The sequence below is a fragment of the Roseovarius sp. EC-HK134 genome (assembly GCF_902498815.1).
Classification (GTDB): Bacteria; Pseudomonadota; Alphaproteobacteria; order Rhodobacterales; family Rhodobacteraceae; genus Roseovarius; species Roseovarius mucosus_A.
The window spans coordinates 94,972-117,895 of record NZ_LR701544.1 but is presented as its reverse complement, the minus strand read 5'-3'; the positions used below and the strand labels follow the sequence as shown (position 1 = coordinate 117,895).

General features: G+C 64.3%; 14 protein-coding genes. 9 read left to right on the top strand and 5 right to left on the bottom strand.

What is annotated here, in order from left to right; all coding sequences use genetic code 11:
* Positions 1–10 precede the first annotated feature (10 nt).
* From GC127_RS04625 to GC127_RS04585, 9 genes are all read left to right on the top strand, one after another.
* Positions 11–697 (top strand): adenylate kinase, encoded by a 687-nt coding sequence (locus GC127_RS04625; RefSeq protein WP_151976749.1) that lies wholly within the window; start codon positions 11–13, stop codon positions 695–697.
* 68 nt (positions 698–765) lie between these two features.
* The gene (locus GC127_RS04620) at positions 766–1,026 is read left to right on the top strand and encodes a DUF4212 domain-containing protein (RefSeq protein WP_037296723.1); all 261 of its coding nucleotides are present in this window, start codon (positions 766–768) and stop codon (positions 1,024–1,026) included.
* Between the two features lie 15 nt (positions 1,027–1,041).
* Positions 1,042–2,805 (top strand): sodium:solute symporter family protein, encoded by a 1,764-nt coding sequence (locus tag GC127_RS04615; protein ID WP_151976747.1) that lies wholly within the window; start codon positions 1,042–1,044, stop codon positions 2,803–2,805.
* 118 nt (positions 2,806–2,923) lie between these two features.
* Entirely contained in the window at positions 2,924–4,762 is a 1,839-nt protein-coding gene (locus GC127_RS04610; protein ID WP_008279341.1) for a DUF294 nucleotidyltransferase-like domain-containing protein, read from the top strand.
* 3 nt (positions 4,763–4,765) lie between these two features.
* Positions 4,766–5,272: a hypothetical protein gene (locus tag GC127_RS04605; RefSeq protein WP_008279340.1), complete on the top strand. Its 507-nt coding sequence runs from the start codon at positions 4,766–4,768 to the stop codon at positions 5,270–5,272.
* A 30-nt stretch (positions 5,273–5,302) separates the two neighbouring features.
* Positions 5,303–5,686, top strand: a complete 384-nt coding sequence (locus GC127_RS04600) for a response regulator transcription factor (protein ID WP_008279339.1) — start codon at positions 5,303–5,305, stop codon at positions 5,684–5,686.
* Complete coding sequence (locus GC127_RS04595; protein WP_151976745.1) at positions 5,679–7,745, top strand: exonuclease domain-containing protein; 2,067 nt, start codon at positions 5,679–5,681, stop codon at positions 7,743–7,745. Before GC127_RS04600 ends, GC127_RS04595 begins: the two co-directional genes overlap by 8 nt.
* Before the next feature lie 70 nt (positions 7,746–7,815).
* Positions 7,816–8,115: a hypothetical protein gene (locus GC127_RS04590; RefSeq protein ID WP_008279337.1), complete on the top strand. Its 300-nt coding sequence runs from the start codon at positions 7,816–7,818 to the stop codon at positions 8,113–8,115.
* A 202-nt stretch (positions 8,116–8,317) separates the two neighbouring features.
* The gene (locus GC127_RS04585) at positions 8,318–8,791 is read left to right on the top strand and encodes a CoA-binding protein (protein ID WP_151976743.1); all 474 of its coding nucleotides are present in this window, start codon (positions 8,318–8,320) and stop codon (positions 8,789–8,791) included.
* A 6-nt stretch (positions 8,792–8,797) separates the two neighbouring features.
* Here the strand turns inward: GC127_RS04585 and GC127_RS04580 are convergent, their stop codons facing one another.
* The 5 genes from GC127_RS04580 to GC127_RS04560 form a co-directional block, all read right to left on the bottom strand.
* Positions 8,798–10,096, bottom strand: coding sequence for a Wzz/FepE/Etk N-terminal domain-containing protein (locus GC127_RS04580; RefSeq protein ID WP_151976741.1), 1,299 nt, complete (start codon positions 10,094–10,096; stop codon positions 8,798–8,800).
* A 227-nt stretch (positions 10,097–10,323) separates the two neighbouring features.
* Entirely contained in the window at positions 10,324–10,983 is a 660-nt protein-coding gene (locus tag GC127_RS04575) for a 4'-phosphopantetheinyl transferase (RefSeq protein ID WP_151976739.1), read from the bottom strand.
* Complete coding sequence (locus tag GC127_RS04570) at positions 10,980–15,491, bottom strand: MupA/Atu3671 family FMN-dependent luciferase-like monooxygenase (protein WP_151976737.1); 4,512 nt, start codon at positions 15,489–15,491, stop codon at positions 10,980–10,982. Before GC127_RS04570 ends, GC127_RS04575 begins: the two co-directional genes overlap by 4 nt.
* The gene (locus GC127_RS04565; RefSeq protein WP_151976735.1) at positions 15,488–16,450 is read right to left on the bottom strand and encodes a glycosyltransferase; all 963 of its coding nucleotides are present in this window, start codon (positions 16,448–16,450) and stop codon (positions 15,488–15,490) included. The genes GC127_RS04570 and GC127_RS04565 overlap by 4 nt, the downstream gene beginning before the upstream one ends.
* Positions 16,447–22,836, bottom strand: coding sequence for a type I polyketide synthase (locus tag GC127_RS04560; protein WP_254699996.1), 6,390 nt, complete (start codon positions 22,834–22,836; stop codon positions 16,447–16,449). The genes GC127_RS04565 and GC127_RS04560 overlap by 4 nt, the downstream gene beginning before the upstream one ends.
* Between the last annotated feature and the right edge of the window lie 88 nt (positions 22,837–22,924).

Here is a 22,924-nt window from a genome sequence, read left to right as displayed (position 1 = left end):
GGGACTCGTGATGGACGGAAGCGACACGCCCCGTAACGCCGCCAATCTTGTTCTGCTTGGACCGCCGGGTGCGGGCAAGGGCACGCAAGCCCGGATGCTGGAGGAGCAATTCGGGCTGGTGCAACTGTCGACCGGCGACCTATTGCGCGCGGCTGTGGCGGCGGGCACCGAGGCGGGTCGTGCGGCCAAGGCAGTGATGGAGGCGGGGGATCTGGTGTCTGACGCAATCGTCATCGCCATTCTGCGCGACCGTCTGGCCGAGCCGGACTGTGCCAAGGGCGTGATCCTTGACGGGTTCCCGCGCACCACGGTGCAGGCCGAGGCGTTGGATGGTCTCTTGGCGGAAATCGGTCAGGGCATCCGGTCGGCGATCAGCCTAGAGGTGGATGACGCGGCGATGGTGACGCGGATTTCGGGCCGCTACACCTGTGGCGGTTGTGGTGAAGGCTATCACGACAGCTTTAAGATGCCGAACGTTGCCGGCATCTGTGACAAATGCGGTGGCACCGAGATGAAGCGGCGCGCCGATGACAATGCGGAAACGGTGGAACAGCGGCTGCGCGCCTATCATGCGCAGACCGCGCCGTTGATTTCCTATTATGGATCGCGCGGCGTTCTGGCCCGCGTCGATGCGATGGCCGAAATCGAGGCCGTTGCAAGAGAGCTGAACGCCATCGTCGCCAAGGCGGTTGCGTAAAGGAGTGCCCGTGCCGGGATGGTCCCGGCGCGGTCTGGAGGAAGCCGTTATAAAAGGGAGGGCACGCTTTGTCCGATCAAGAAAGAGCGAACGCTTATTGGAAGGCCAATCTGCGTCTTATCACATGGAGCCTCGTGGTCTGGTTCTTTGCCTCGTTTGGCTTTGGCATTTTGCTGCGGCCCATGCTCTCGGGGATCGCCATTGGCGGCACCGATCTTGGGTTCTGGTTCGCGCAGCAAGGGTCGATCATCGTCTTTCTGATTTTGATCTTCTTCTACGCCTGGCGGATGAACAAACTCGATGCCGAACATGGCGTCGGTGAAGAATAAGTAGGGGGAGGGACAATGGATCAAACAACACTCAATATCATCGTCGTTGGCCTCAGCTTCGTGCTTTACTTCGGTATCGCGATCTGGGCCAAGGCGGGATCTACGGCTGAATTCTATGCTGCGGGACGCGGCGTGAATCCGGTCGTCAACGGGATGGCAACGGCGGCGGACTGGATGTCGGCGGCCTCGTTCATCTCGATGGCGGGTCTCATCGCCTTTGTCGGCTACAACAACTCGACCTTCCTGATGGGCTGGACGGGTGGTTACGTGCTGATGGCCATGCTGCTTGCGCCCTATCTGCGCAAGTTCGGCAAATACACGGTGCCCGAGTTCGTGGGCGACCGGTTTTACAGCAACAAGGCCCGCGTTGTGGCCGTTATCGCCCTGATCACCATGTCGGTGACCTATGTGATCGGTCAGATGGCGGGTGCCGGTGTGGCCTTCTCGCGTTTCCTTGAGGTGGACAACACCACCGGCCTTTTGATCGCGTCGGCTGTGGTTTTCGTTTACGCCGTTCTGGGCGGGATGAAGGGCATCACCTATACGCAGGTGGCACAGTATTGCGTTTTGATCGTCGCCTATACGATTCCGGCGATCTTTATCTCGCTGCAGCTGACCGGCCATGTTCTGCCGCAGTTGGGCCTGTTTGCTGAGCACACGGCGTCGGGTCAGTATCTGCTGGTGACGCTGGACGGCCTGCTGAACGATCTGGGCTTTAATCAGTATACGTCGGGGTCCAGCCCGTGGCTGATGGCGCTGTTCACCTTGTCGCTGATGATCGGCACCGCCGGTCTGCCGCATGTGATCATCCGCTTCTTCACCGTTCCCAAAGTGTCTGATGCACGTTGGTCGGCTGGTTGGGCGCTGGTCTTTATCGCGCTGCTGTATCTCACCGCTCCGGCTGTGGGTGCGATGGCGCGTCTGAACATCATGACCACCATGTGGCCGCAGGGTGTGCAGGGCGAAGCTGTGGCTGTGGACGAACTTCCCGATTGGTTCCGGACCTGGTCTGCCACTGGCCTCTTGGCTGTGGAAGACAAGAACGGCGACGGCAAGATCCAATACTACAACGAAAAGAGCGAAGCGATGACTGCGCTGGCGGCCGAGCGTGGCTGGCAGGGCAACGAGCTTGTCACCTTCAATCAGGACATTCTCGTGCTTGCAAACCCGGAAATTGCGGGTCTGCCGGGTTGGGTTATTGCACTTATCGCCGCAGGCGGTATCGCGGCAGCCCTCTCGACGGCGGCGGGTCTGCTCTTGGCCATCTCTTCGGCGGTGAGCCACGACCTGATCAAATCGACGATCAATCCCGGCATCTCGGAAAAAGGCGAGCTTTTGGCAGCCCGTATTTCGATGGCGGCGGCGATCTGTGTGGCGACCTATCTCGGTCTCAACCCTCCGGGCTTTGCGGCTCAGGTTGTGGCCTTGGCGTTCGGTTTGGCGGCGGCGTCGCTCTTCCCGACACTGATGATGGGCATCTTCTCGAAGCGGATGAACTCTGCTGGTGCAACCGCTGGCATGCTGGCCGGTCTGCTCTCGACCACGCTCTACCTGTTCCTCTACCTGGGTTGGTTCTTTATCCCCGGCACAAACATGTTGACCCCGGATCAATACCTGTTCGGTATTCCGCCGACCCACTTTGGGCCGATTGGTGCGCTGCTGAACTTTGGTGTTGCGTTCATCGTGGCAAGCATGACGGCAGAACCGCCGCAGGAAATTCAGGACCTGGTCGAAAGCGTGCGTATTCCGCGCGGTGCCGGCACGGCCGTGAACCACTAAGCAAGCAATGGACAGGGGCGGCGCGTGCCGCCCCTTTTCCCTCTGCCGCCCGCCGATATTTCCGGAAACCGGGTGCTTTTAGGTGATTTCCCACCATATCCGAGGAGAGCCGCGCCCGATGAGCGACGTCAAACCCGATCCCATTGACAGCCTGACACGCCATGCGCCGTTTTCCGGCTTGCCGCATGTGTTGCGCAGTGCGTTGGCCCCCAAGCTGGCACGGGTGGTTCTGGAGCAGGGTGTTGTGCTTTTTGAGAAAGGCGCGCCGCTGGCGGGGCTTTACGTGGTCGAGACAGGCGGGCTCGATATCGAAACGGGGCATGCCGATCTGGTGTCGCATCGTGGGCCGGGCGACATCATGGGCGAGCGCGGCCTTTTGCGCGATGGCAATGCGCTGCTGACGGCACGGGCGGCGGAACCCTCGGAGTTGGTCGTCGTGCCGCGCGAGGCGTTTCTGGACCTGATGGAGCAGTCGGATGAGATCGCACGCTGGTTCGCGCGGGCACGGCCCACGGCGCAGGGCGATGACGGCCCCTATGCCACGGGTCTGACGGCGCTACAGGTGTCGGATCTGATGACCGCGACGCCGATCACCTGCACCCCCGACGCCACGGTCAAGGATGTGGCGCGCCTGATGCGGGACAATGTGATTTCGTCGGTCGTGGTGATGGAGGGCGCGCGTCTGGCGGGCATTATCACCGTGCGCGATCTGGCCAATAAGGTGCTGGCCGAAGGGCTGGGCGGTGACATCCGCGTGGCGCAGGTGATGACGCCGGACCCGGTGACGATTGAGCCGGGGCGTCTAGGCCTAGATGCGTTGATGCTGTTGTCGGAACTCAAGGTCAATCACCTGCCGGTGGCGCAGGGTGGGCGGGTGCTGGGCATGATCGGCAAAACCGATTTGTTCCGCCAACAGGCCGCAACGGCAAGCCATATGGTCGCCGATATTGCCAGCGCTGACACAGCCGAAGACATGGCGCATGTCATGGAGCGAGTGCCGATGCTGTTGGTACAATTGGTACAGGCCGGGGTGCGGCCACAGTCGATCACGCGGCGCATTACCGATATCACCGATGCGATTACCCGGCGTTTGCTGAGGCTGGCAGAGCAGCAGCTTGGCCCGGCCCCGGTGCCCTACCTTTGGGCGGCCTGCGGCAGTCAGGGGCGGCGCGAGCAGACGGGGGTGAGCGATCAGGACAATTGCCTGATCATCGACGACAGTGTCCTGCCCGAGCATGATGCCTATTTCGCCGCGCTGGCCAAATATGTCAGCGACGGGCTGAACACCTGCGGATTTTTCTATTGCCCCGGCGATATGATGGCGACCAATCCGCGCTGGCGGCAGCCGCGCCGGGTTTGGCGGAGCTATTTCGCACGCTGGATCGCGCAGCCGGATACAGAAGCGCAGATGCTGGCCTCGGTCATGTTCGACCTGCGGGCGATTGCGGGGGAGAATGCGCTGTTTGACGATTTGCAGGCCGAAGTGCTGGCAAGTGCGCGCAAGAATTCGATCTTTGTCGCGCATATGGTGTCTAATTCGCTAAAGCATACGGTGCCCTTGGGCCTTTTGCGCGGATTTGCCCTGATCCGGTCGGGCGAGCATAAGAACACGATTGACCTTAAACATTCGGGCGTGGTGCCGGTGGTTGATCTGGGGCGGATTTACGCGCTCTTGGGATCGCTTGAGGTGGCGGGCACGCGCGAGCGGATCACGGGGGCACGGGCGGGGGCAGTGATTTCCGAGAGCGGTGCGCGCGATTTGCTGGATGCCTATGACCTGATCGCGGAAACGCGGTTGCGGCATCAGGCGGCGCGCATCCGCGCGGGGCGCAGCCCGGACAATTTCATGGCCCCCGCCGATCTATCGGACCTTGAGCGCAATCACTTGCGAGATGCGTTCATGGTGGTCAAGACCATGCAATCGGCCATTGCACAATCCAGAGGAGCACCGGGATAACTTATGTTTTTTGAATTGATCGCCACTTTCGCCGTTGGCATCGCCGCCGCCGGTCTGGCCCTTGTTGCGGGGCATCTGAGCCGGGGCCGGTTGCCGCGGTATTCCGCGCCGATCTTGGCGGGTATTGCGATGCTCTGCTATGCGATCTGGTCGGAATACACTTGGGCGGATCGCACGCTGAGCACCTTGCCAGAGAGTGTCGAAGTGGTGAGCGCTGTAGAAGAAGCAAGGTTCTGGAAGCCTTGGACCTATGTGGTGCCGCAGGTCACGCGGATGATGGTGCTGGACCGGGCCGGGGTTCAGACCAACCCGACGGTGCCGGAAATCCTGTTGGCGGATATCTATCTCTTTGGCCGTTGGGCCGTGCCGGTCAAGCGTCCGCAACTGGTGGATTGCGCCAAGGCGGCGCGAGCCGATGTAAGCGAGGCGGCGCTGGCCGATCCATCGCAGGCCGAGTGGCTGGTCGTTGGGGTGGAGGACCCCGTGATCACGGCACTTTGCCAAAGCTAAGTCAGTCGTAACCGGGAGAGGAGGCCCGTCATGCCTGAAAAAACCGTTCTGCTGGTGGAAGATGAGGATAATATCGCGCTGGCGCTTGAGCATCTGATCGGGCGGGCGGGATACCGGCTTCGGCGGGTGGCCACGGGCAATGCAGCCCTGGAGGCAATGGCCGAGGACCGGCCCGATCTGGTGGTTCTGGATGTGATGCTGCCCGAGCGGTCGGGCTATGAGATATGCCAGATGATCCGCGCCGATGCCGCCCTCAAGGGGATCAAAGTGCTGATGATGACCGCCGGCGGCGGCGAGGTTGAGCGCCGCAAGGGGCTGGCGGTTGGGGCGGATGCGTTTATGACCAAGCCCTTTGCCACCGCTGATCTGACCGCGCAGATCGGCGAGTTGCTGGCCGGGGCGGATCATGATTGAACGCCTGACAGCGCGTTTGGGCCTCAGGCTCCGGTTCGCGCTGTTTTTTGCTGCTCTTGGGTTGGGGGGCGCGGGGGTAATCGCGGGCGCGCTTTGGTTTGGCTATGCGCGGGCGGGCGGGCCGCTGGATGGCTATGTCATCGGCGGAATGGTTGCGACGCTGGGGGTGATGGGGCTTTCGGCGTGGATCGGTCTTTTGTTTGATGAGAACGTGGCCAAGCCCATTCTTGCGCTCGCCTCGGACCTGACCACGCGGGCGCGGGCCGATGTGGATTTGCAGATCAACGAGACGCAGGCCAAGCATTTGAGCACGCTGGCCCCTGCCGCCAATGCGATCAACGCAGCCCTTTCAGAGGCGCGCGCCGCGCGCGCCCGCGCGGTAGAGCGCGAGACGGCGCGGATTGCCCGCGAAAAGGCGCTGTTCGAGGCGCTGTTTCGTGATCTGGGCGAGGGGGCGGTGGTGGCCACGCCCGACAACCGCGTCATGCTTTATAACCGTATGGCGCAAGAGCTGTTGGGGGAGATTGGCCTTGATCGTCCGCTGTCGAATGTTCTGCGCCCCGAGCCCATTATGGAGGCACTGTCGCGGATGCAGGATGCGCGGGTGCGCGGGCGTATCGAGGCCGAGACATTCCTTGCGGCCTCTGCGAACGGCAAGCGGTTTCTTTTGGGCCGTGTGAGCCCGATCCTGTCCGATGAGGAACTATCGGGGCATGTGCTTATCTTCCGCGATGCGACCGAGGATCTAAGCGCGCATGCGCAGCAGGATCATCTGTTCAACAGGCTGTTGGAAGGGGTGCGCCGACCTGCGGCCACCATTGGTGCGTTGCTGGATGTGCTGCAATCCGCCGAGGATCTGCCCCCCGAGAGCCGCGCCAAGTTTCGCAAAGGGATCGAGGACGAAGTGGCGCGGCTGTTTGAGTGTCTGCGCGAGATGGGCGCGCTGCATGCCGGGATAAAATCCCGAAGCTGGCCGATGTCGCCGGTTGCTGCGGCGCATGTGTTCGACGGCTTGAGCGTGCAGGCGCCGGTGCCGCTAGGGGTGGTGCGCAGCGAGGCGATGCTGAGTTGCGATGGCTTTGCCGTGACCACGCTTTTGGGCGGCATCCTTGGGCATCTCGCAGAGGAGGGCACGCGCGACGGATTCAGCCTGAGTGCCGAGCCGGACGGGGCGGAAACGCGTCTGATCCTGAGTTGGCAGGGTGAGGCGGTGACGGATGGGCAATTGACCGGCTGGCTTAAGGCGCCACTGTCCACCGCCTATGGGGATTATTCGGGCCGTGATGCGCTGAGCGCGCATCAGACCGATGTCTGGGCCGAGGCGGGGGCAGGCGGGCATCGCATCGTGCTGCCTTTGGCCACCGCTGCGCCACCGCTGGAGCCGGGGGATGCGCGGCCCGAGTTTTATGATTTCAACCTGCCTGAGGTGGCGGGCGGGGAATTGGCCGACCGGCCCCTGTCTGACCTGAGTTTCGTGGTGTTTGACACCGAAACCACCGGCCTTTCGCCACGGGGCGGGGATGAGATCGTGCAGATTGCCGGGCTGCGTATCGTCAACGGGCGCATTCTGCGCGGCGAGAGTTTCGATATGCTGGTCAATCCGGGCCGCCCGATTCCGCCTGCCTCGACGCGGGTGCATCATATCAGCGATGACATGGTACAGGACGCGCCGGATATCATCGAGGCTGGGCGGCGGTTTCATGATTTTTGCCAAGGGGCGGTGCTGGTCGCGCATAACGCGCCGTTCGATCTGGCGTTTCTGCGGCTCAAGGAAAAGGTGATCGGGCGGCGGTTCGACAATCCGGTGCTGTGCACGGTGCTGATGTCGGCGGGGCTGTTCGACCATAGCGGGCAGCATACGCTGGATGCGCTTTGCGAGCGGTTCGGGATCACCATCCCGCCTGAGGCGCGGCATACGGCAATGGGCGATACGGTTGCCACGGCTGAGGTCTTTGTGCGGATGCTGGGCCTCTTGCAGGCCAAGGGTGTCACCACGCTGGGGGGCGCTATTGCTGAAGAGGGGCGGATGACCAAGATTCGCAAGGCGCAGAATTACTGAAGCCCGCAGGCCTGAGGCATTTTTGCGCCCGCCTCTTGGCAATCCCGCCCCCCTGACCGATATGGAACCTATGGGACACAAGATTGCGACCTGTTCATATTGCGGCACGCGTGCGGTTCTGGTGTTGGACCGGACTCGGCATGAGCTGGCCTGTTCGAGTTGTGGCGCGCCGCTGCATGAGATGAAGGCGATGCCCACGCGCGAGACTGGGGCTGTGCGGCCCAAAGCGCGACCGATGCCGCTGCCCCGGCAGGACTATGGGCCAGAGCGGCAGGTGCCGCCCCCTGCCCGCAAAGTGAAGCGCCGCAAGGGGTTTGGGCGGCGGATGCTTGAGGAAATCTGGGACACGGTCGAGGATATATTCGACTGACGCGAAGGCTGCGCCGGGCGCTCACATGCAGTCACAGGTATATTACAATCCCTTTATATTCTTAGAATCGGACCTACATTTGTCCCAGAGGCTTCGATACGGAACATCGTTGCCTTCTATCACTGTCCCTCGTTCCGCGACTGGCGCCCAAGTTGATAACTTGGGCGCTTTTTTCTGGGCGCAATCCGTGTTTGATAGGGCCATGAGCGAAAATTACAGCGATTCCCATCTGCGCGACATCCTGACACGCACCCGGCGTGTCGCGGTTATTGGCGTGTCCATGAACCCGGTGCGCCCGAGTTATTATGTGGCGCGCTACCTCAGCCTTAAGAAATACGCGGTGGTTCCGGTCAATCCGGGCCATGCCGGGGAGGTTCTGTTTGGACAGACGGTTGTGGCGGGCTTGAGCGATATTGAAGGTCCGGTCGATCTGATCGACATTTTCCGCCGATCCGAGCATGTCGGGCCCATCGTGGAAGAGGCGTTGGAGGTTTTGCCGGGGCTGCGCACGGTCTGGATGCAGATCGGGGTTGAGAATGCAGAAGCGGCCGAAATGGCGCGGGCGCGCGGCGTTGACGTGGTGATGAACCGCTGCCCCAAGATCGAGTATCAGCGCCTGTTCGGTGAGCTGCGCATGGGCGGGTTCAACACGGGCGTGATTTCGTCCAAGCTGTGAGCCGCATCAATTGCCGCCCAAAAGGCGCAGCGGCATCAGGCGTTCTTGGACCAGACGCACCACGATGGGCACGACCAACAGGATCATCAGGACCGTTCCCGCAATCCGAAGTGCGCGGCGGCGGCGCTCGTGCCGCAGGCGCACCACGGGGATTGTGACGACCGGCGTGATCTCAAGCTCTTTTTCCAATTGGGCGGCGCTGCGGATCGCCGGATTGAGAAGTTCGAGTGTGATGACAAGCGCCAAGCCCAAGACAAGGCTGGCCAGTGCCCCGGCGATCGCCAGTTTCTTGCGGCTGGCCGAGACCGGGAATTGCGGCGGAATGGCCGTTTCCAGAATTTCAAAGCGTTCCTGTTGCTGGCGCGACTCCAGCACGCTGGCCATTTCCGCCTCGACCCGGCTGGTGGTGATCGTGCTCAATTGGTCCTGCAATTGCGTTAGATCACGGGTGAGCGCGCCCAATTCCCGCTCGACGCGGGGGGCGGCGGCAAGGGCGGCCTCGTTCTGGGCGATGCGGGCCGAGACCAGCGCGCGCTGATCCGTCAATTGACCGATCTGGCGGGCAAACACCTCTTGCCGCTGACGGGTGGCTTCGGTTTCCAACGAGATGATCTGCTGGTCAAGGTCGAGCAGGGTTTCGTTCAGGGTGCGCAACTCTTCGCGCACCGGCGTGATGCTGGAGGGCAGCGATGCGCCGTTGGCGCGTTTGAAATCGGCGATCACGCCTTCGACTTCGGCGATCTGGGCGCTGACGCGGGCCTCTTCGGCGCTAAAGAAATCGAGCGTTTCGCGCACGAGGTCCATGCGCCGCTCGCGGTTCTGGGTGATCACGGTTTCAACGAAATCATTGGCCACCTCGGCGGCCTTGACCGGATCGTTGAGATTGACCGTCACGCTGAGACCGGAAGGCGCGGTTGCCGGGCCCATACCGGGAATGCCAACGGTAATCGGCGTGATCCGGGCGGAAATGCGCAGTTGATGCACCTTCTCGGCAAGCGGCATATTCGGGACATTGGCAAAGAGGCCATGCCGCTCGATCACCTTGACCAGATTGTCACGCGCCATCAGGCGCTGCTCGATCAGTTGCAGGCGGTGGTTGGCATCGGTGGCGATGGTCTGCCCGGTCAGATCGCGGCCCACTTGTGGCGATTCGATCTGGATGACGGCGGTGGCCTGAAATACCTTGGGCTGGTTGAGGGCGATGATGACCGAGAGGATCGCGCCCACCACACCCACAAGCGCGATAAGCCAGAGCCTGCGGCGCAGGAGCCGCATCACATCGGGCATGGATTGAATCGCGCTCATGGCTTGCCTATCGGTGTCGTTTCAAGGTCATCAACTTGGTCGCTGACAACAAAAAGCCGCTCGGGATGTTTCATGCTGACGGAAGGGCCCGCGCAGGCGGGCTACCATCCTATCAGCCGAATGCCCCCAAACGGCCCTGACAGATTTAGGTCTCAACTTGGCCACAATCTAGCAATCGTGCCACAATTTCGCCACAGGTTATTTGTCGAGCTTTGGAAACACTGTGTTCAGAGGCGGTGCAGCGTGACGAGGGCCGCTAGGATATCGCCGGTTTGCAGGCTGTGTCCGGCAAAGTGCGTGCCGCGGGCGAAGGGGGGGCAAGCGATCTGGAGTTGGGCGGAAAAGCGGTGCGATCCGTCAAAGGTGATTTCGAGGTCGTGGAAGGACAGCAGCCTGCGGCTTTGGGCATATTGCGCCTTGTAGGTGGCCTCTTTGGCGCAAAAGAGGCGGCGGGAGAGGAGGCCGCTGGGGTCTTGGGCCAATGCTGCGCGCTCGATCGGGGTGCAGATCGTGACTAGGATATCCTCGGGCAGGGGCAAGGCGGGTTCAAGATCAAGACCAAGCCCGGCCCAATGCTCGGACAGGCCCACCAAGGCCAGACAGGTTCCGGCGCTATGGCTGATCGTGCCGGTCACGCCCTGAGGCCAGAGCGGCGCACGGTCCGGGGCCATGGCAATTGCGGTCGGCGGAAGGCCGAGTATCGCCATCGCGGCGCGTGCGGCACGTCTGCCTGCCGCGAACTCACGGCGGCGTGCGGGCACCGCGCGGGCGATGGCGGCGGTCTCGATAGGCCAGAGGCCGGTTGCCTCTGCCGCAAGATCGCAGGCGGCCAGTGCCAGCCCCTTGGGCAAAAGCGGCCGAAGCGCCGATATCAGCGCCTCGCTCACCCGTGCCGTGCCGCGCGCATGGCGCGGCGGCGGGCCATGGCATCGGCCCGCGCATCGGCCCGACCGGGGGCCGGGGCCGCAGCGGGGGTATTGGCGGGCGTCGGGGCCACGTCGCCCCGCAATTCCGCCACACGTGCGGCCAGAGTGGCGAGTTTCGGGCAGCGGAAGATATCGGTGATGCTGAGCCGGTCGACCGCCAGCGTGCTGCGAATTTCGCGATGCGCCTGCACCGCCAAGAGCGAATGACCGCCCAGATCAAAGAAACTGTCCTGCGCGCCGATCTCGGACACGCCCAAGATCCGCGCCCAGATCGCCGCGATATCACGCTCTATCGTATTGGCAGGCGTGACCGGCTTGGGGGCGGCGGCGGGGCGGGGGGCCTTCACTTGCGTTTCCGGCGCAGGCAGCGCTTTGCGGTCCACCTTGCGGTTGGGGGTGAGGGGGAAGTGATCCAGCAGCATGACATGCGCCGGGATCATGTGGGCGGGCAGATGCGTGGCCAGATGCGCGCGCGCGGCCTCGGGTGTGGTTGTACCGCGCAGATAGGCGACAAGGCGCATGTCGCCGGGGGTATCCTCGCGCGCCAGCACCACCGCTTGTGCGACACCTGCGCAGCCCTCGAGTGCGGCCTCGATCTCGCCCAGTTCAATGCGGTAGCCGCGCAGTTTCACCTGCGCATCGGCACGACCGATGAAATCGAGCCGCCCGTCAGCGCGCCAGCGCACCAGATCGCCGGTGCCATAGATGCGCCCGCCCGTGCGAAACGGATCGGGGCGAAAGCGGTCTGCTGTCAGATCGTCGCGCCCGAGATAGCCGCGCGTGACGCCATCGCCGCCAATCCAGAGCTCTCCGGCTGTGCCGACGGGCACTGGCTGCATCTCGGAATCCAGAACATACGCCTGCGTATTGGAAATGGGCGTGCCGATGGGGCAGGGGCCGGGTGTGTCTTCGGCGGGGCCGGTGGTGGACCAGATGGTGGTTTCGGTGGGGCCATACATATTCTCGATGCGCGCGCGCGTGACTTGACGCAACTCTTGCACCAGAGAGCCGGGCAGCGCCTCGCCGCCCAGCATGAGATACCGCAGCCGCCCGAGGGCGTGGCGGGATTCGTCATTCATGGCGATCATGCGCGCCATGGACGGTGTGCATTGCAGATGCGTGACACCGTGGCGCAGGATTTGTGCGGCGATGGAAAAGTCATCGGGCGCGATGGCCCCCACGCGGTTCGAGCGTTCCAGCACGCGGGCGAGCGGGCGCAGCCCATCAAGCACCTGCCGCGCGGGAATGCCATAGTCGATGAGGCAGGCCACCTCATCCACGCCAATGCGTTTCAATCCCTCGACGCGCGCGACGCAATCCTCGACAGTGCCAAAAAGGCCGGACTCCTCGAAATAGCGCTCGAAGGCGAAATCGAGGATGCCGTCGAGTTCCTCTTCGCTGAGCGATCCGAGGTCCAATTCAAACGGGTTGCTCACACCCTGGGGGCGTTTGAAGGCGGGAAAGGCCCAAGCGTATTGTTTGATGAGGGCGGCGGCGGAGCGCAGATAATCCTTCATCGGTTCGCGCGCCACGCGCCGCGCCTCGTCGCGGGTTTCGGCCACATAGCTATGCAGCATCAAGGTCACGGTAAAGGCATCCGGATCATGGCCCGCCTCGCGCAGGGCGTTGCGGTAGAGCGTGATCTTGCCCGCCACCTCGTCAATGGATTGGCCCAAGAGATGCGTCAGCACATTGGCCCCATGTGCGCCCGCCTCGCGCCATGTTTCGGGGTTGCCGGCAGTTGTCACCCAGACGGGCAGCGCCTTGGACACCGGGCGCGGTTGCGTCACCACGGCGTGCAGCGTGCCATCGGCGCGGGGGAATTCCACCGCCTCGCCGCGCCAGAGGCGGCGCAGATCGCGGATCGCCTCGAACATCGCGGGCTTGTTGTTGGGCGGGGTATTTTGCGGGCGCAGGATGAAATCATCAGGGTGCCAGCCGCTTGCAATCGCCAGCCCGGCGCGCCCGTTGGTTAGGTTGTCGATCACTGCCCATTCTTCGGCAATGCGGGCAGGATGGTGGAGCGGGGCCACGCAACTGCCCGCGCGCACGGCGATGTTCTGCGTAACGGCAGCGACGGCTGCGCCGGTTACCGAGGGGTTTGGATAGGGGCCGCCAAAGGCGTGGAAATGTCGCTCGGGTGTCCAGACCGCGCAAAAGCCGTGGGTGTCGGCGAATTGCGCGCCCTCGAGCAGGGATTTGTATTTGTCGCGCCCGGAACCGTCGTCATTGCCCCAATAGTAAAGGCTGAATTGCATCCCCCGGTCAGAGGTGGCGAGTTGCCCCGACGAGACCAATGCGCGGCTTTCCTCGCCGCTGAGGATCACGGTGTAGCCGCGCGCGAGGGTGTAGAAGAGTTCGAGCACGGAAATGTCGAAATTGAGGCTGGTCACCGCAAGCCAGACCGCGCCCGGTTCTGCCGGGATACGGGTATCCATCCCGGCAAAGAAATTGCCGACGTTGCGATGCGTGACCATGACGCCCTTGGGGCGGCCCGTCGAGCCGGAGGTATAGATCACATAGGCCAGATCGTCAGGGCCTGCGCCGCCGTCAACCTCTGTGTCGGGTGCGTCGGCAAGGCGAGCGTCGGTGTCGAGCGTGAGGGTCTGCGCCGTTGGCGGTAGGGTATGGGCCACGTCAGAACGGGTGACGACCACACGTGCGCCACTGTCGCTGAGGTAGAGCGCCAGACGCTCGGCGGGATAGGCCGGGTCCATCGGCACATAGGCCCCGCCCGCCTTCCAAATGGCCAAGGCGGTGGCCAGCATATCGGCAGAGCGCGGCAGGCAAAGGCCCACCAACACGCCGGGGCCAACGCCCATCTGGCGCAGCACATGGGCGATGCGGTTGGCGCGGGTGTCTAGGGCTGCGTAGGTGAGGGTTTCGGCCTCGAATACCACGGCGCGGGCCTGAGGCGTTTTGGTGATCTGGGTGGCGATCAGGCGGTGCAGGGGGCGGGCGTCATAGGGGGTGTCGGTGCGGTTCCACGCCTCTGTGACCAGCTTGCGCTCGGTCTCGGGCATGGGGGCGCGGTCGCCATGGGCAAGCGCCTCGAGCCGCCGTGCCAGCAGATCGGCCATGGTGGGCGAGAGCCGCGCGGCGTCATAGGTGAGCGTGGGCCTGTCGGAAAGGTCGATGGTCAGCGCCGTGCCAGGGATAAGGCCGCGCCCCGCGAGACGCAGGCCGATATGCGGGGTTTGTGCGGCGTCAAGCGCCGGGTCACGGGCAAAGAGATCAAGCGCGAAGGCCCCGCGCGCCTCGGCCTCTGCGACGGCGTGGGGCAGGTCTGTTATGGCGTGGGGCAGGTCTGCTATTGCCACTGGCACCCAAGGGCAGACATGGCCCGGCCGGGCTGCGGCCTCGACCGCCGCACCTGCATAGGCGATATGCGTGGCCTCTGCGCCGCCCAAGCGCGCGGCCCAGAGGCCGATGGCCTCGAACGCATCGGCGGGCAGATCAAGCGGGCGGCGTTCTTCTGCGCCTGCACCGTTGCCCAAGGGCAGGGTGACGGGACGCATCGCGCGCAAAGCGCTGCGCCAATAGCCATCTTGCGGCGCAAGTTCTGTCAAAAAGCCGGTGACGGCATCGGTGGTCAGCACGGATCCCACGGCGATCTCGGTAAGATCGACCGCGCCACCCTCTGGCCCGGTCAGCGCGCTGAGCCGCAGCGCGCCCGAAGCGGTGGCAACGGTCAGGCGCGTGGCCTCGACGCTGAGAACCAGCCCCGGCGTGCCGCTGCCCGGCACGACCTCGGCCCGGCCCACGAGAAGCACGCGGTCGCCCGCAATGATCCGCGTCTTGTTGAGCGGGTTGGCATAGCCGCCGTGATCAAGCGCGCGCACCAGCCGCGCCAAGGATTCGGCGGGTTGGGTGAAATCGAGGCAGAGCCCCTCGGGGCGCTGATCGCGGGCGAAATAGCTGCGCGCGCTGAGGTCTTGGGTCTGCGCCGTGATGGCGCCCTGTTCGAGGGCCGTGATCACATCGGCAAAGCTGTCGAGCGCTGCGGCATAGCATTTCGCGTTGAGGGTAAAGGCGGTTTCATCCCCGGCGATGTCGACCATGCGCTGTGTCAGAATGCGCCCCTCGTCTACCCCGCCTTCGATCAGGTGCCAGGTGATGCCATGCTGTGCCTCGGCGTTCAGAATGGCCCAGACCGGCGCATTGAGACCGGCGTAGCGCGGCAGTGGGCCATCGTGGAAATTGACCGCGCCGCCTGTGGCGCGCGCCAGCACGGTTTGCGGCAGAAGATCGAGATTGGCGATGGACAAGAGCCAGTCACAGCGTAGATCGCCCAAGCGCTCGGCCAGCCCCGGACCGGGGGGCACGATGCGCAGCCCCTTGGCCTCGGCCCAAGCCGCCACATCCGCGTGGCGGGTGATCACCGCCGCGATGCCATGCCCACGCGCGAGCCAAGCCGTGCCACAGTGCAGGGCTAGGGATTCGTTGCCGATCAAGAGGGCCTGCATCATGGCTTGATCCTTTTTGGTCTGTTCAGCGCTGCGCCAAGATCGCCCAGCACCAGATCGCGCAGGAAATGTGGCGGGCTGCCTGCGCCCTTGCGGCGCAGAAGCCGCCAGAGCGTGCCAAGCCCGGCCCCCAGCACATGCGCCAGCGTGACAAGGGCGAGATAGGCGGCGCCGTGGTTCTTGGTGAAATAATAGCGGCGTGAGGCGAACCAATAGGCGGGCACGCGGTTCCATCCCTTCATGCCCGTGCTGACCGAGCCGATATGTTCGACCCGGCTGTTGGCGACAAAATCGGTGCGCCAGCCCGCGCGCGCGGCGCGCAGGCAGAGGTCGGTTTCCTCGAAATAGAGAAAGAACCGCTCGTCAAAGCCGCCGATTTGATCAAGCACGTCTTGGCGGATCATCAGGCTGGCCCCGGCCAGCCAATCGACGGTTTGTGTGGTCTGGGGCACGGGCAGGGGCACGGTGTGATTGCGCAAAAGGCGGCTGAAGGGGCCGATCCGCGCGGCCCCTTCGAATTCGCCCAAGATCGAGGGAAAGCGAAAGCAGGTGACATGCGCTGCCCCATCGGGGCCGTGGATATAGCTGCCTGCAAGGCCGGTTTTGGGATGGGTTTCCAGATGGTCGAGCAAGGCGGCGATCGCATCCGGGGCGGGAAAGGCATCGGAATTGAGGATATAGACGTAATCAGGCTGGGTGCCGTCGCTGAGACCGGCGCGCATGCCTGCGTTATTGCCCGCGCCAAAGCCGCCGTTATGCCCGGATTGCACCACGCGCACGCGGTCCCAATCGGCTGTGGCACCCTGCATCGTTTCGAACGAACCATCGCCGGAATTGTTGTCGACCAGCACGATTTCGCCGGCAATGCCCTGCATGGCGCGCAGAGCGGCCCCTGCCGCCTTGAGGCTCATGTCGGGTGTGCGCCAGTTGAGCACGATTGTAAGGACGCGGGGGGCAGTCATTCCGCGGCCTCACGGTGATCGGGGGCGGCGGGTAGGGATTCGGCTGCCGCGATCACCCGGCGCAGGCGCGCGGCCAGCACGCGCACATTGGGTTCAAGCACCATGGAGTCATGCGTTCCGGGCACCTCTGTCACCTGCACCTGTGGGGCAAAGCCGGACCAGTCATTGTCAGGCAGAACATAAGCGCGCTCGCTGCTGACCCACCGCCCGTCCGAGACCTGCCATTTGCCCACCAGCGGCGGGCGGAAGAGATGCAGCGCGCCCGCCCATGGCCGCACCTGATATTTCGCGATGGCGCGGTAAAAGGCGGCCTCGATGGCGCTGTCGTGGAAGTGATGCGCGTCGGTTTCTGACGCGGGTTTGGGGCGGCGTTTCGTGATTTCCCACGCCAGCCTGCGCGCCGCCCAACGCAGCGGATAGAGCGGGCCGCCAGCCTTGAGTTCCTGCCCTTGGATCATCAGCCGGTCGCGGCGCGAGAGGGGGCGGCGCAGTGGCAGCGGCGTATCGAGCATGACAATGAGTGCCACCTCTTCGCCCGCCGCGTGCAGTTGCTGCGCCATTTCATAGGCGGTGATACCACCGCCAGAAAAGCCACCCAAGAGATAGGGGCCGTGCGGCTGTATCTGCCGGAGTTCGCCGATCATGTCGGTTGCGGCCTCGGTCAGATCGTCGTGCGGGGCCGCCCCGCCATAAAGGCCGCGTGCCTGAAGGCCGTAGAAGGGCCGATCCTCGCCCAAGAGATGGGCCAGATGCCGCAGGTTCAGCACATTGCCGAACATGCCCGCGACAAGGAAGAAGGGGGTTTTCGGCCCGCCTTCGCCCCGGTGCATCGGCACCAGATGGGTAAAGCGGCGCTGCGGTTCTTGTGGTGCGGGCGCGTCTTGCCCGGCCTCTTGCGGGCCGATCTGCGCCTCGATGAGGGCGGCACAGGCGCGGATTGTGGGGGCCTCGAACAGGATCGAGATAGGAAGATCGACGCGATAGGCCTTGCGGATCATGCCAAAGAGGCGGACGGCAATCAGGGAATGGCCGCCAAGGTCAAAGAAGGAATCCTCGGCGCCGACCTGTTCCAGCCCCAGAAGGTCAGACCAGAAGCCTGCCAGTCGGGTCTCAATCTCGCCCTCGGGGGCGGTGAAATCACTGTCGAGATCGGGGCGTTCAAAGCGTTGGCCGGCGGTGTCGGGGCCTTCTGCGCCCGCCTCGGCCTGCGCGATAAGCGCGGGCAGGTCGAGCGAAGAGATGAGGATTTGCGGCGCGGGTTGCGCCAAGGCACGGCGAAAGGCCTCGGCCCCGTCGGCAGGGCGGATCCCCTCGCGCAGATTATGGCGCAGGCGCTCTTCAGCGGGGCTTGTCGGTGCGCTCTCGGTCTGGCCTTCGAACCGGACGTCGCTGGCGCGCGGGGCGGTGAGGGTTAGCCCGCCCGCCTGTTTGCGGATGGCATAATCAGTGATCTCGATCAGTACCCGGCCTGTGGCATCGCAAAGCGTGATGTCAAAGCGCGCGGTTTCGTCGCGTGCGCTGTTTTGGGCGGCGTTGCGGACATGAGACCAGACCTCCGCCCCCAAAGGGGCGTGGACGCTGAGCGACCCGTAGGACATGGGCACCCAGAGGTCTGCCCCGTCATAGCCCGCAATCAGCCCCATGGCCCAGCCCGTCGCGATATCCATCAGCGCGGGGTGCAGCATATAGCCTGCGGCAAGGTCGTGCTGGGCCGGTTCGGGCAGGCGCAGATGTGCCAGACCTTCGCCGTGTCCTAGCCCCATGGCACGCAGCACGCGCCAGCGTGGGCCGAACTCAAGATGCACCTCTTGCGGGGCTGGGAGGGCTGTATCGCCCGCTTCTTGCCAGGTTTCCATACGACTACGTATGGAAGCGATATCCAGCGTTTTGGGCGGTTTCAAGGGAAGCAGGCTCAGCCCCGCCTCGGCCAGTGTGACCCAGCCTTGCCGCCCGGCCTGTGCATGATCGCCCTCGATCCGGGTGGCATAGCCGGTGTCGTTACGGGTGAGGGTGAGGCGCATGTCGCGGCTGCCACCCTCGGGCATGTCGAAGGCGCGCAGGAACCACAGATCGTGGATTTCAAACGGGCCATCCTCGCCCTGCGCCCTCAGCGCCTCGGCGAGCAATTCCAGATAGCCGGTGCCGGGCAAGAGCGCCTGACCGGATTTGGTGCGGTGCTGATCGAACAGCCAAAGCCCGGCGTCATAGCGGGCGTGCAGCACCCGGTTTCCTGTTGCGTCATGGCTGGCCTCATTCACCAAGGGGGCCGCAACCGGCAGGCGCGGGGCGGCGATGGTCTCGCCACGTTGTTGGGCCACCGCTTCGGCGGCCATGCCCACTTCGGACCAGATACCCCAGTTGAGGGCAATCACGCGGGTTTTGTCGCCGGCGCGGCTCCGGGCATAGGCGTTGAGATAGGCGTTGGCCGCGACGTAATCCACCTGTCCCGCCGGGGCGGTCGCGGTGGAGGAGGAGGAAAACAGCACCAGCCAGTCGAGTGTGCCGTCTGGAAACACCTCGTCCAACACCTGCGTGCCGTGGATTTTCGGCGTGAACACATCCTCGATTGTGTCGGGGCTTTTGCTTAGGAGGGGGGCATCCTTGATCACGCCAGCGGCATGGATCACGCCATTCAGCGTGCCAAAACGCGCCTCGATTTCGGCGCGGGCGGCGTGCATATCCTCGATATTGCTGACATCGCCTGCCACGACCATGACCTGACCGCCCAAGCCTTCTAGCCGCTCGACCGCAGCGATGCGGCGGGCCAGCGGATCGCCTGCACCGCGCGTGGCCAGTGTGCGCGGCCAGTCGGCGCGGGGCGGTAGCGGGCTGCGGGCCATGAGCGCGATTTTGGCGGCGGACTGTGTGATGAGATCTTCGGCCAAGGTGAGGCCGATGCCGCCAAAGCCGCCGGTAATGAGAACCGTCTGGCCCTGTGCCAAAAGGGTTTGAGGGGGCAGGAGGGGGGCCGCGCGCCAGCCCGCCTCATAGCGGCGCGCGCCGCGCAGCGCCGCCACATGGCTGCGCGGCGGCTGCATCAGATCCTCGATCACCTGCGTCACCAGCGCCGCGTCGGTCCCGCGCGCAGGCAGCGCCAGATCAAGGCTTGCCGCTGTCACCCCCGGCAATTCGCGCGGGATCACCCGGAGCGGCCCCATCAGCGTGGCCTTGGCCGGATCGCGCAATCCCTCGTCGCGGACCTGCGCCGCGCCATTGGTGATCGCCGTGATGTGCAACGGGGTCGAGAGCCCCTCATCCGCCATGGCCTGTGCCAGAAAGAGCAGGCTGTAGAAGCCTTGTTCCTGCACGCGGTGGAAGAAACTAGAGCCGGGGCGGTGGCGGGCGTCTTGGGTGACAAGCCAGAAATGTGCGATGCGATTGGGCGCGCGCCCCTCGGCCATCAGCGCGCGGATCAGCGCGTCATAACCTTCGCGCCCGCGTTCCGGCGAAAGGGCGTAGCGGCCCGGTGCGAGTGCGGCAAAGGCATCGCCCGTCGCAACATACGTTACCGTATGTTTTGCGGCCTCCAGCCGTTTGCCCACGGCGGCGGCAAGCCCGGTGTCATCCTCGAAGATCAGCCATGTCTCGGGCGGCAATGCGGCCAGATCGGCATCGCTGGCAATTTCGACCTCGGCCAGATGCGGGCGCCAATGGGGCAGATAGCCCCAATCGGTCAGGTTGTCGCGGCGCGTGGGCCAGGTGTCTTGTTCGGGGTCGCGCGCCTTGCCGGGGGCGATGAAATAGGGTTTGTGCTGAAAGGCGTAAGAGGGCAGCGGCACGCGGGTGCGTAGCACCTCGCCCCAGATTTGATCCCAGTCGATTTCGACGCCCACGGCCCACATGCGCGCCAGCATCGCCATGAAATAGGCATCGTCGGCAATGTTGTCGTCGGGGTGACGCAGGGTGCCGATGACCTGATTGGCGCTGATCGCGCCATGCGCTTGGGCGAGGGAGCTTAGCGCCTTGCCCGGCCCTACCTCGAGAAACACGTGTTTGCCGCCCTCGGCCAGACGCCCCAGACCATCCGCGAAATGCACCGTGTTGCGCAGGTGGGCGACCCAATAGGCCGGGTCTGTCGCCTCGGCCGCTGTGAGGTAATCGCCGGTGCGATTGGACAGGATCGGGATTTGGGGTGCGTGCAGGGGGATGGAGTGCAGGTAGTCACCAAAGTGGCCCAGGATCGGTTCCAGCATGCGCGAATGCGCGGCGATGTCGATGGGAATGCGGGTGGTTTCGATCCCGTCCCCAGCCAGACGTGCGGCCAGATCATCCAGCGCCGCCTGTGGGCCAGAGGCCACGCTGAGGCCCGGCGCATTGACGGCGGCGATGTCGAGTGCCTCGCCCAGATAGGGGCGCAGCGCCTCGGCCCCGAGCGGCACGCTGAGCAATCCGCCCTTGGGGATAGTGTCAAACAACTGCCCGCGCAGATGCACCAGCCCGATGCAATCCTCAAAGCTGAGCACGCCCGCGAGACAGGCGGCGGTATTCTCGCCCATGGAATGCCCGATCAGGGCGGCGGGGGTTACGCCCCAGCTTTGCCAAAGCTGCGCCAGCGCGTATTCGGTGATCATGATCAGCGGCAATTGCACCGAGGGTTGTTTCAGCCGTTCGGCGGCGGAGGCCATATCGGCGGGCGCAGGCAGCCAGAGCGCGCGGATGTCGTAATCGAGTTTGGGTTGCAGCACCGCAAGGCCACGATCCATCCATTCGGCAAAGACCGGCTCGGTCTCGTAGAGGTCGCGCGCCATGCCGGCATATTGCGCGCCGCCGCCGGGAAACATGAACACGACATCGGGGGCATTGAGCGCCTCATGGGTGAAGACGCGGCGCGGATCGCCCTTTTCCAGCAGGGTTGCGGCCTCGTCATGGCTGCTTGCCACGACCACGCGGCGGCGTTCAAAGGCGCGGCGACCTTGCTTGAGCGTCCAGGCGATATCGGCCAAGTCCTGCTCGGGATGGGCGCGCAGATGTGCGGCAAGGCGGGCAGAGTTTTCCTCCAGCGCTGCTTTGGAGCGGGCAGAGATCACCAGCGGCTGAAACGGCCAATCGCTGGCCTCGGGGGCTGCGCGCGCGGGCGGTTCCTCCAGAACCACATGGGCGTTGGTGCCGCCCACGCCCAGTGAATTCACGCCCGCACGGCGGGGATGATCGCGGCGTGGCCAAGCGCTGAGGCGGTCATTGACCGCAAAGGGGCTGCCGTCAAAGGCAATCGCGGGGTTGGGGGCTTCATAGCCCAAGGAGGGGGGCATTTGCCCGTGATAGACCGCGAGCGTCGCCTTGATGAGGCTGGCCACACCCGCCGCCGTATCCAAATGGCCGATGTTGGTTTTGACGCTGCCGATGCGGCAGAAATCGACCGCTTGGGTGGTTTCGCGGAACGCTTGGGTGAGGGCGGCGACCTCGATCGGATCGCCCAGATAGGTGCCGGTGCCGTGGCATTCGACGTAATCGACGGTATCCGCTGTGATGCCTGCCACGGCCTGCGCCTCGGCCACGGCGGCGGCCTGACCGTCGACCGACGGGGCGAGATAGCCCGCCTTGGCTGCGCCGTCATTATTGACGGCAGAGCCCTTGATCACGCCCCAGATGTGATCGCCATCGGCTATGGCGTCGCTGAGCCGCCGCAGCACCACGACGCCTGCACCAGAGCCGAACACCGTGCCCTGCGCGCGGTGGTCAAAGGCGTGGCATTCGCCGTCGGGCGACAGGATCTCGCCCTCTTTGTAAAGATAGCCGCGCCCCTGCGGCATCTCGATGGTGACACCGCCCGCGAGCGCCATGTCACATTCGCCATTGAGCAGCGATTGCGCTGCCACATGCACCGCAACAAGCGAGGTGGAGCAGGCGGTTTGCAGCCCGAGCGATGGCCCCTTGAGATCAAGAATATGGCTGAGCCGGGTGGTCAGGAAATCCTTGTCATTGCCGGTGTGACGCAACAGGAACATGCCGACATCGTCGACCAGATCGCGGTTGGAACAGAGGTTGAAATAGAAATAGCTGCCCATGCCGCAGCCCGCGAAAACGCCGATGGCGCCGGGGAAATGCTCGGGCGGGTGACCGGCATCCTCGAGCGCCTCCCATGCCACCTCCAGAAACCGTCTGTGCTGAGGGTCAAGGATCGCGGCCTCTTTGGGGCCAAAGCCGAAGAACTCGGCATCGAACATCTCGAATCCGTCAAGGGGGGCGGCGAAGGGCACGTAATCGGGACGGCGGAGGGTCTGCGCGCCCTCACCTGCGGCCAGCAACTCGGCCTCGGTCATGCGGCGGATCGCGCGATGCCCGGCGCAGAGGTTTTGCCAATACTCCGCCACGTTCCGCGCCCCCGGCAGGTGCGCGGCCATGCCGACAATGGCAATCTCGGTGCCGTCGGGCGACGGTTGGGTCATGTCATCCGCCATCAAATCCACTGCTCAAATCATATCGGGTGCAGCATCGCCAGACAATGCGACTGTTTTGCGGCAGGCCCTTGGCGAT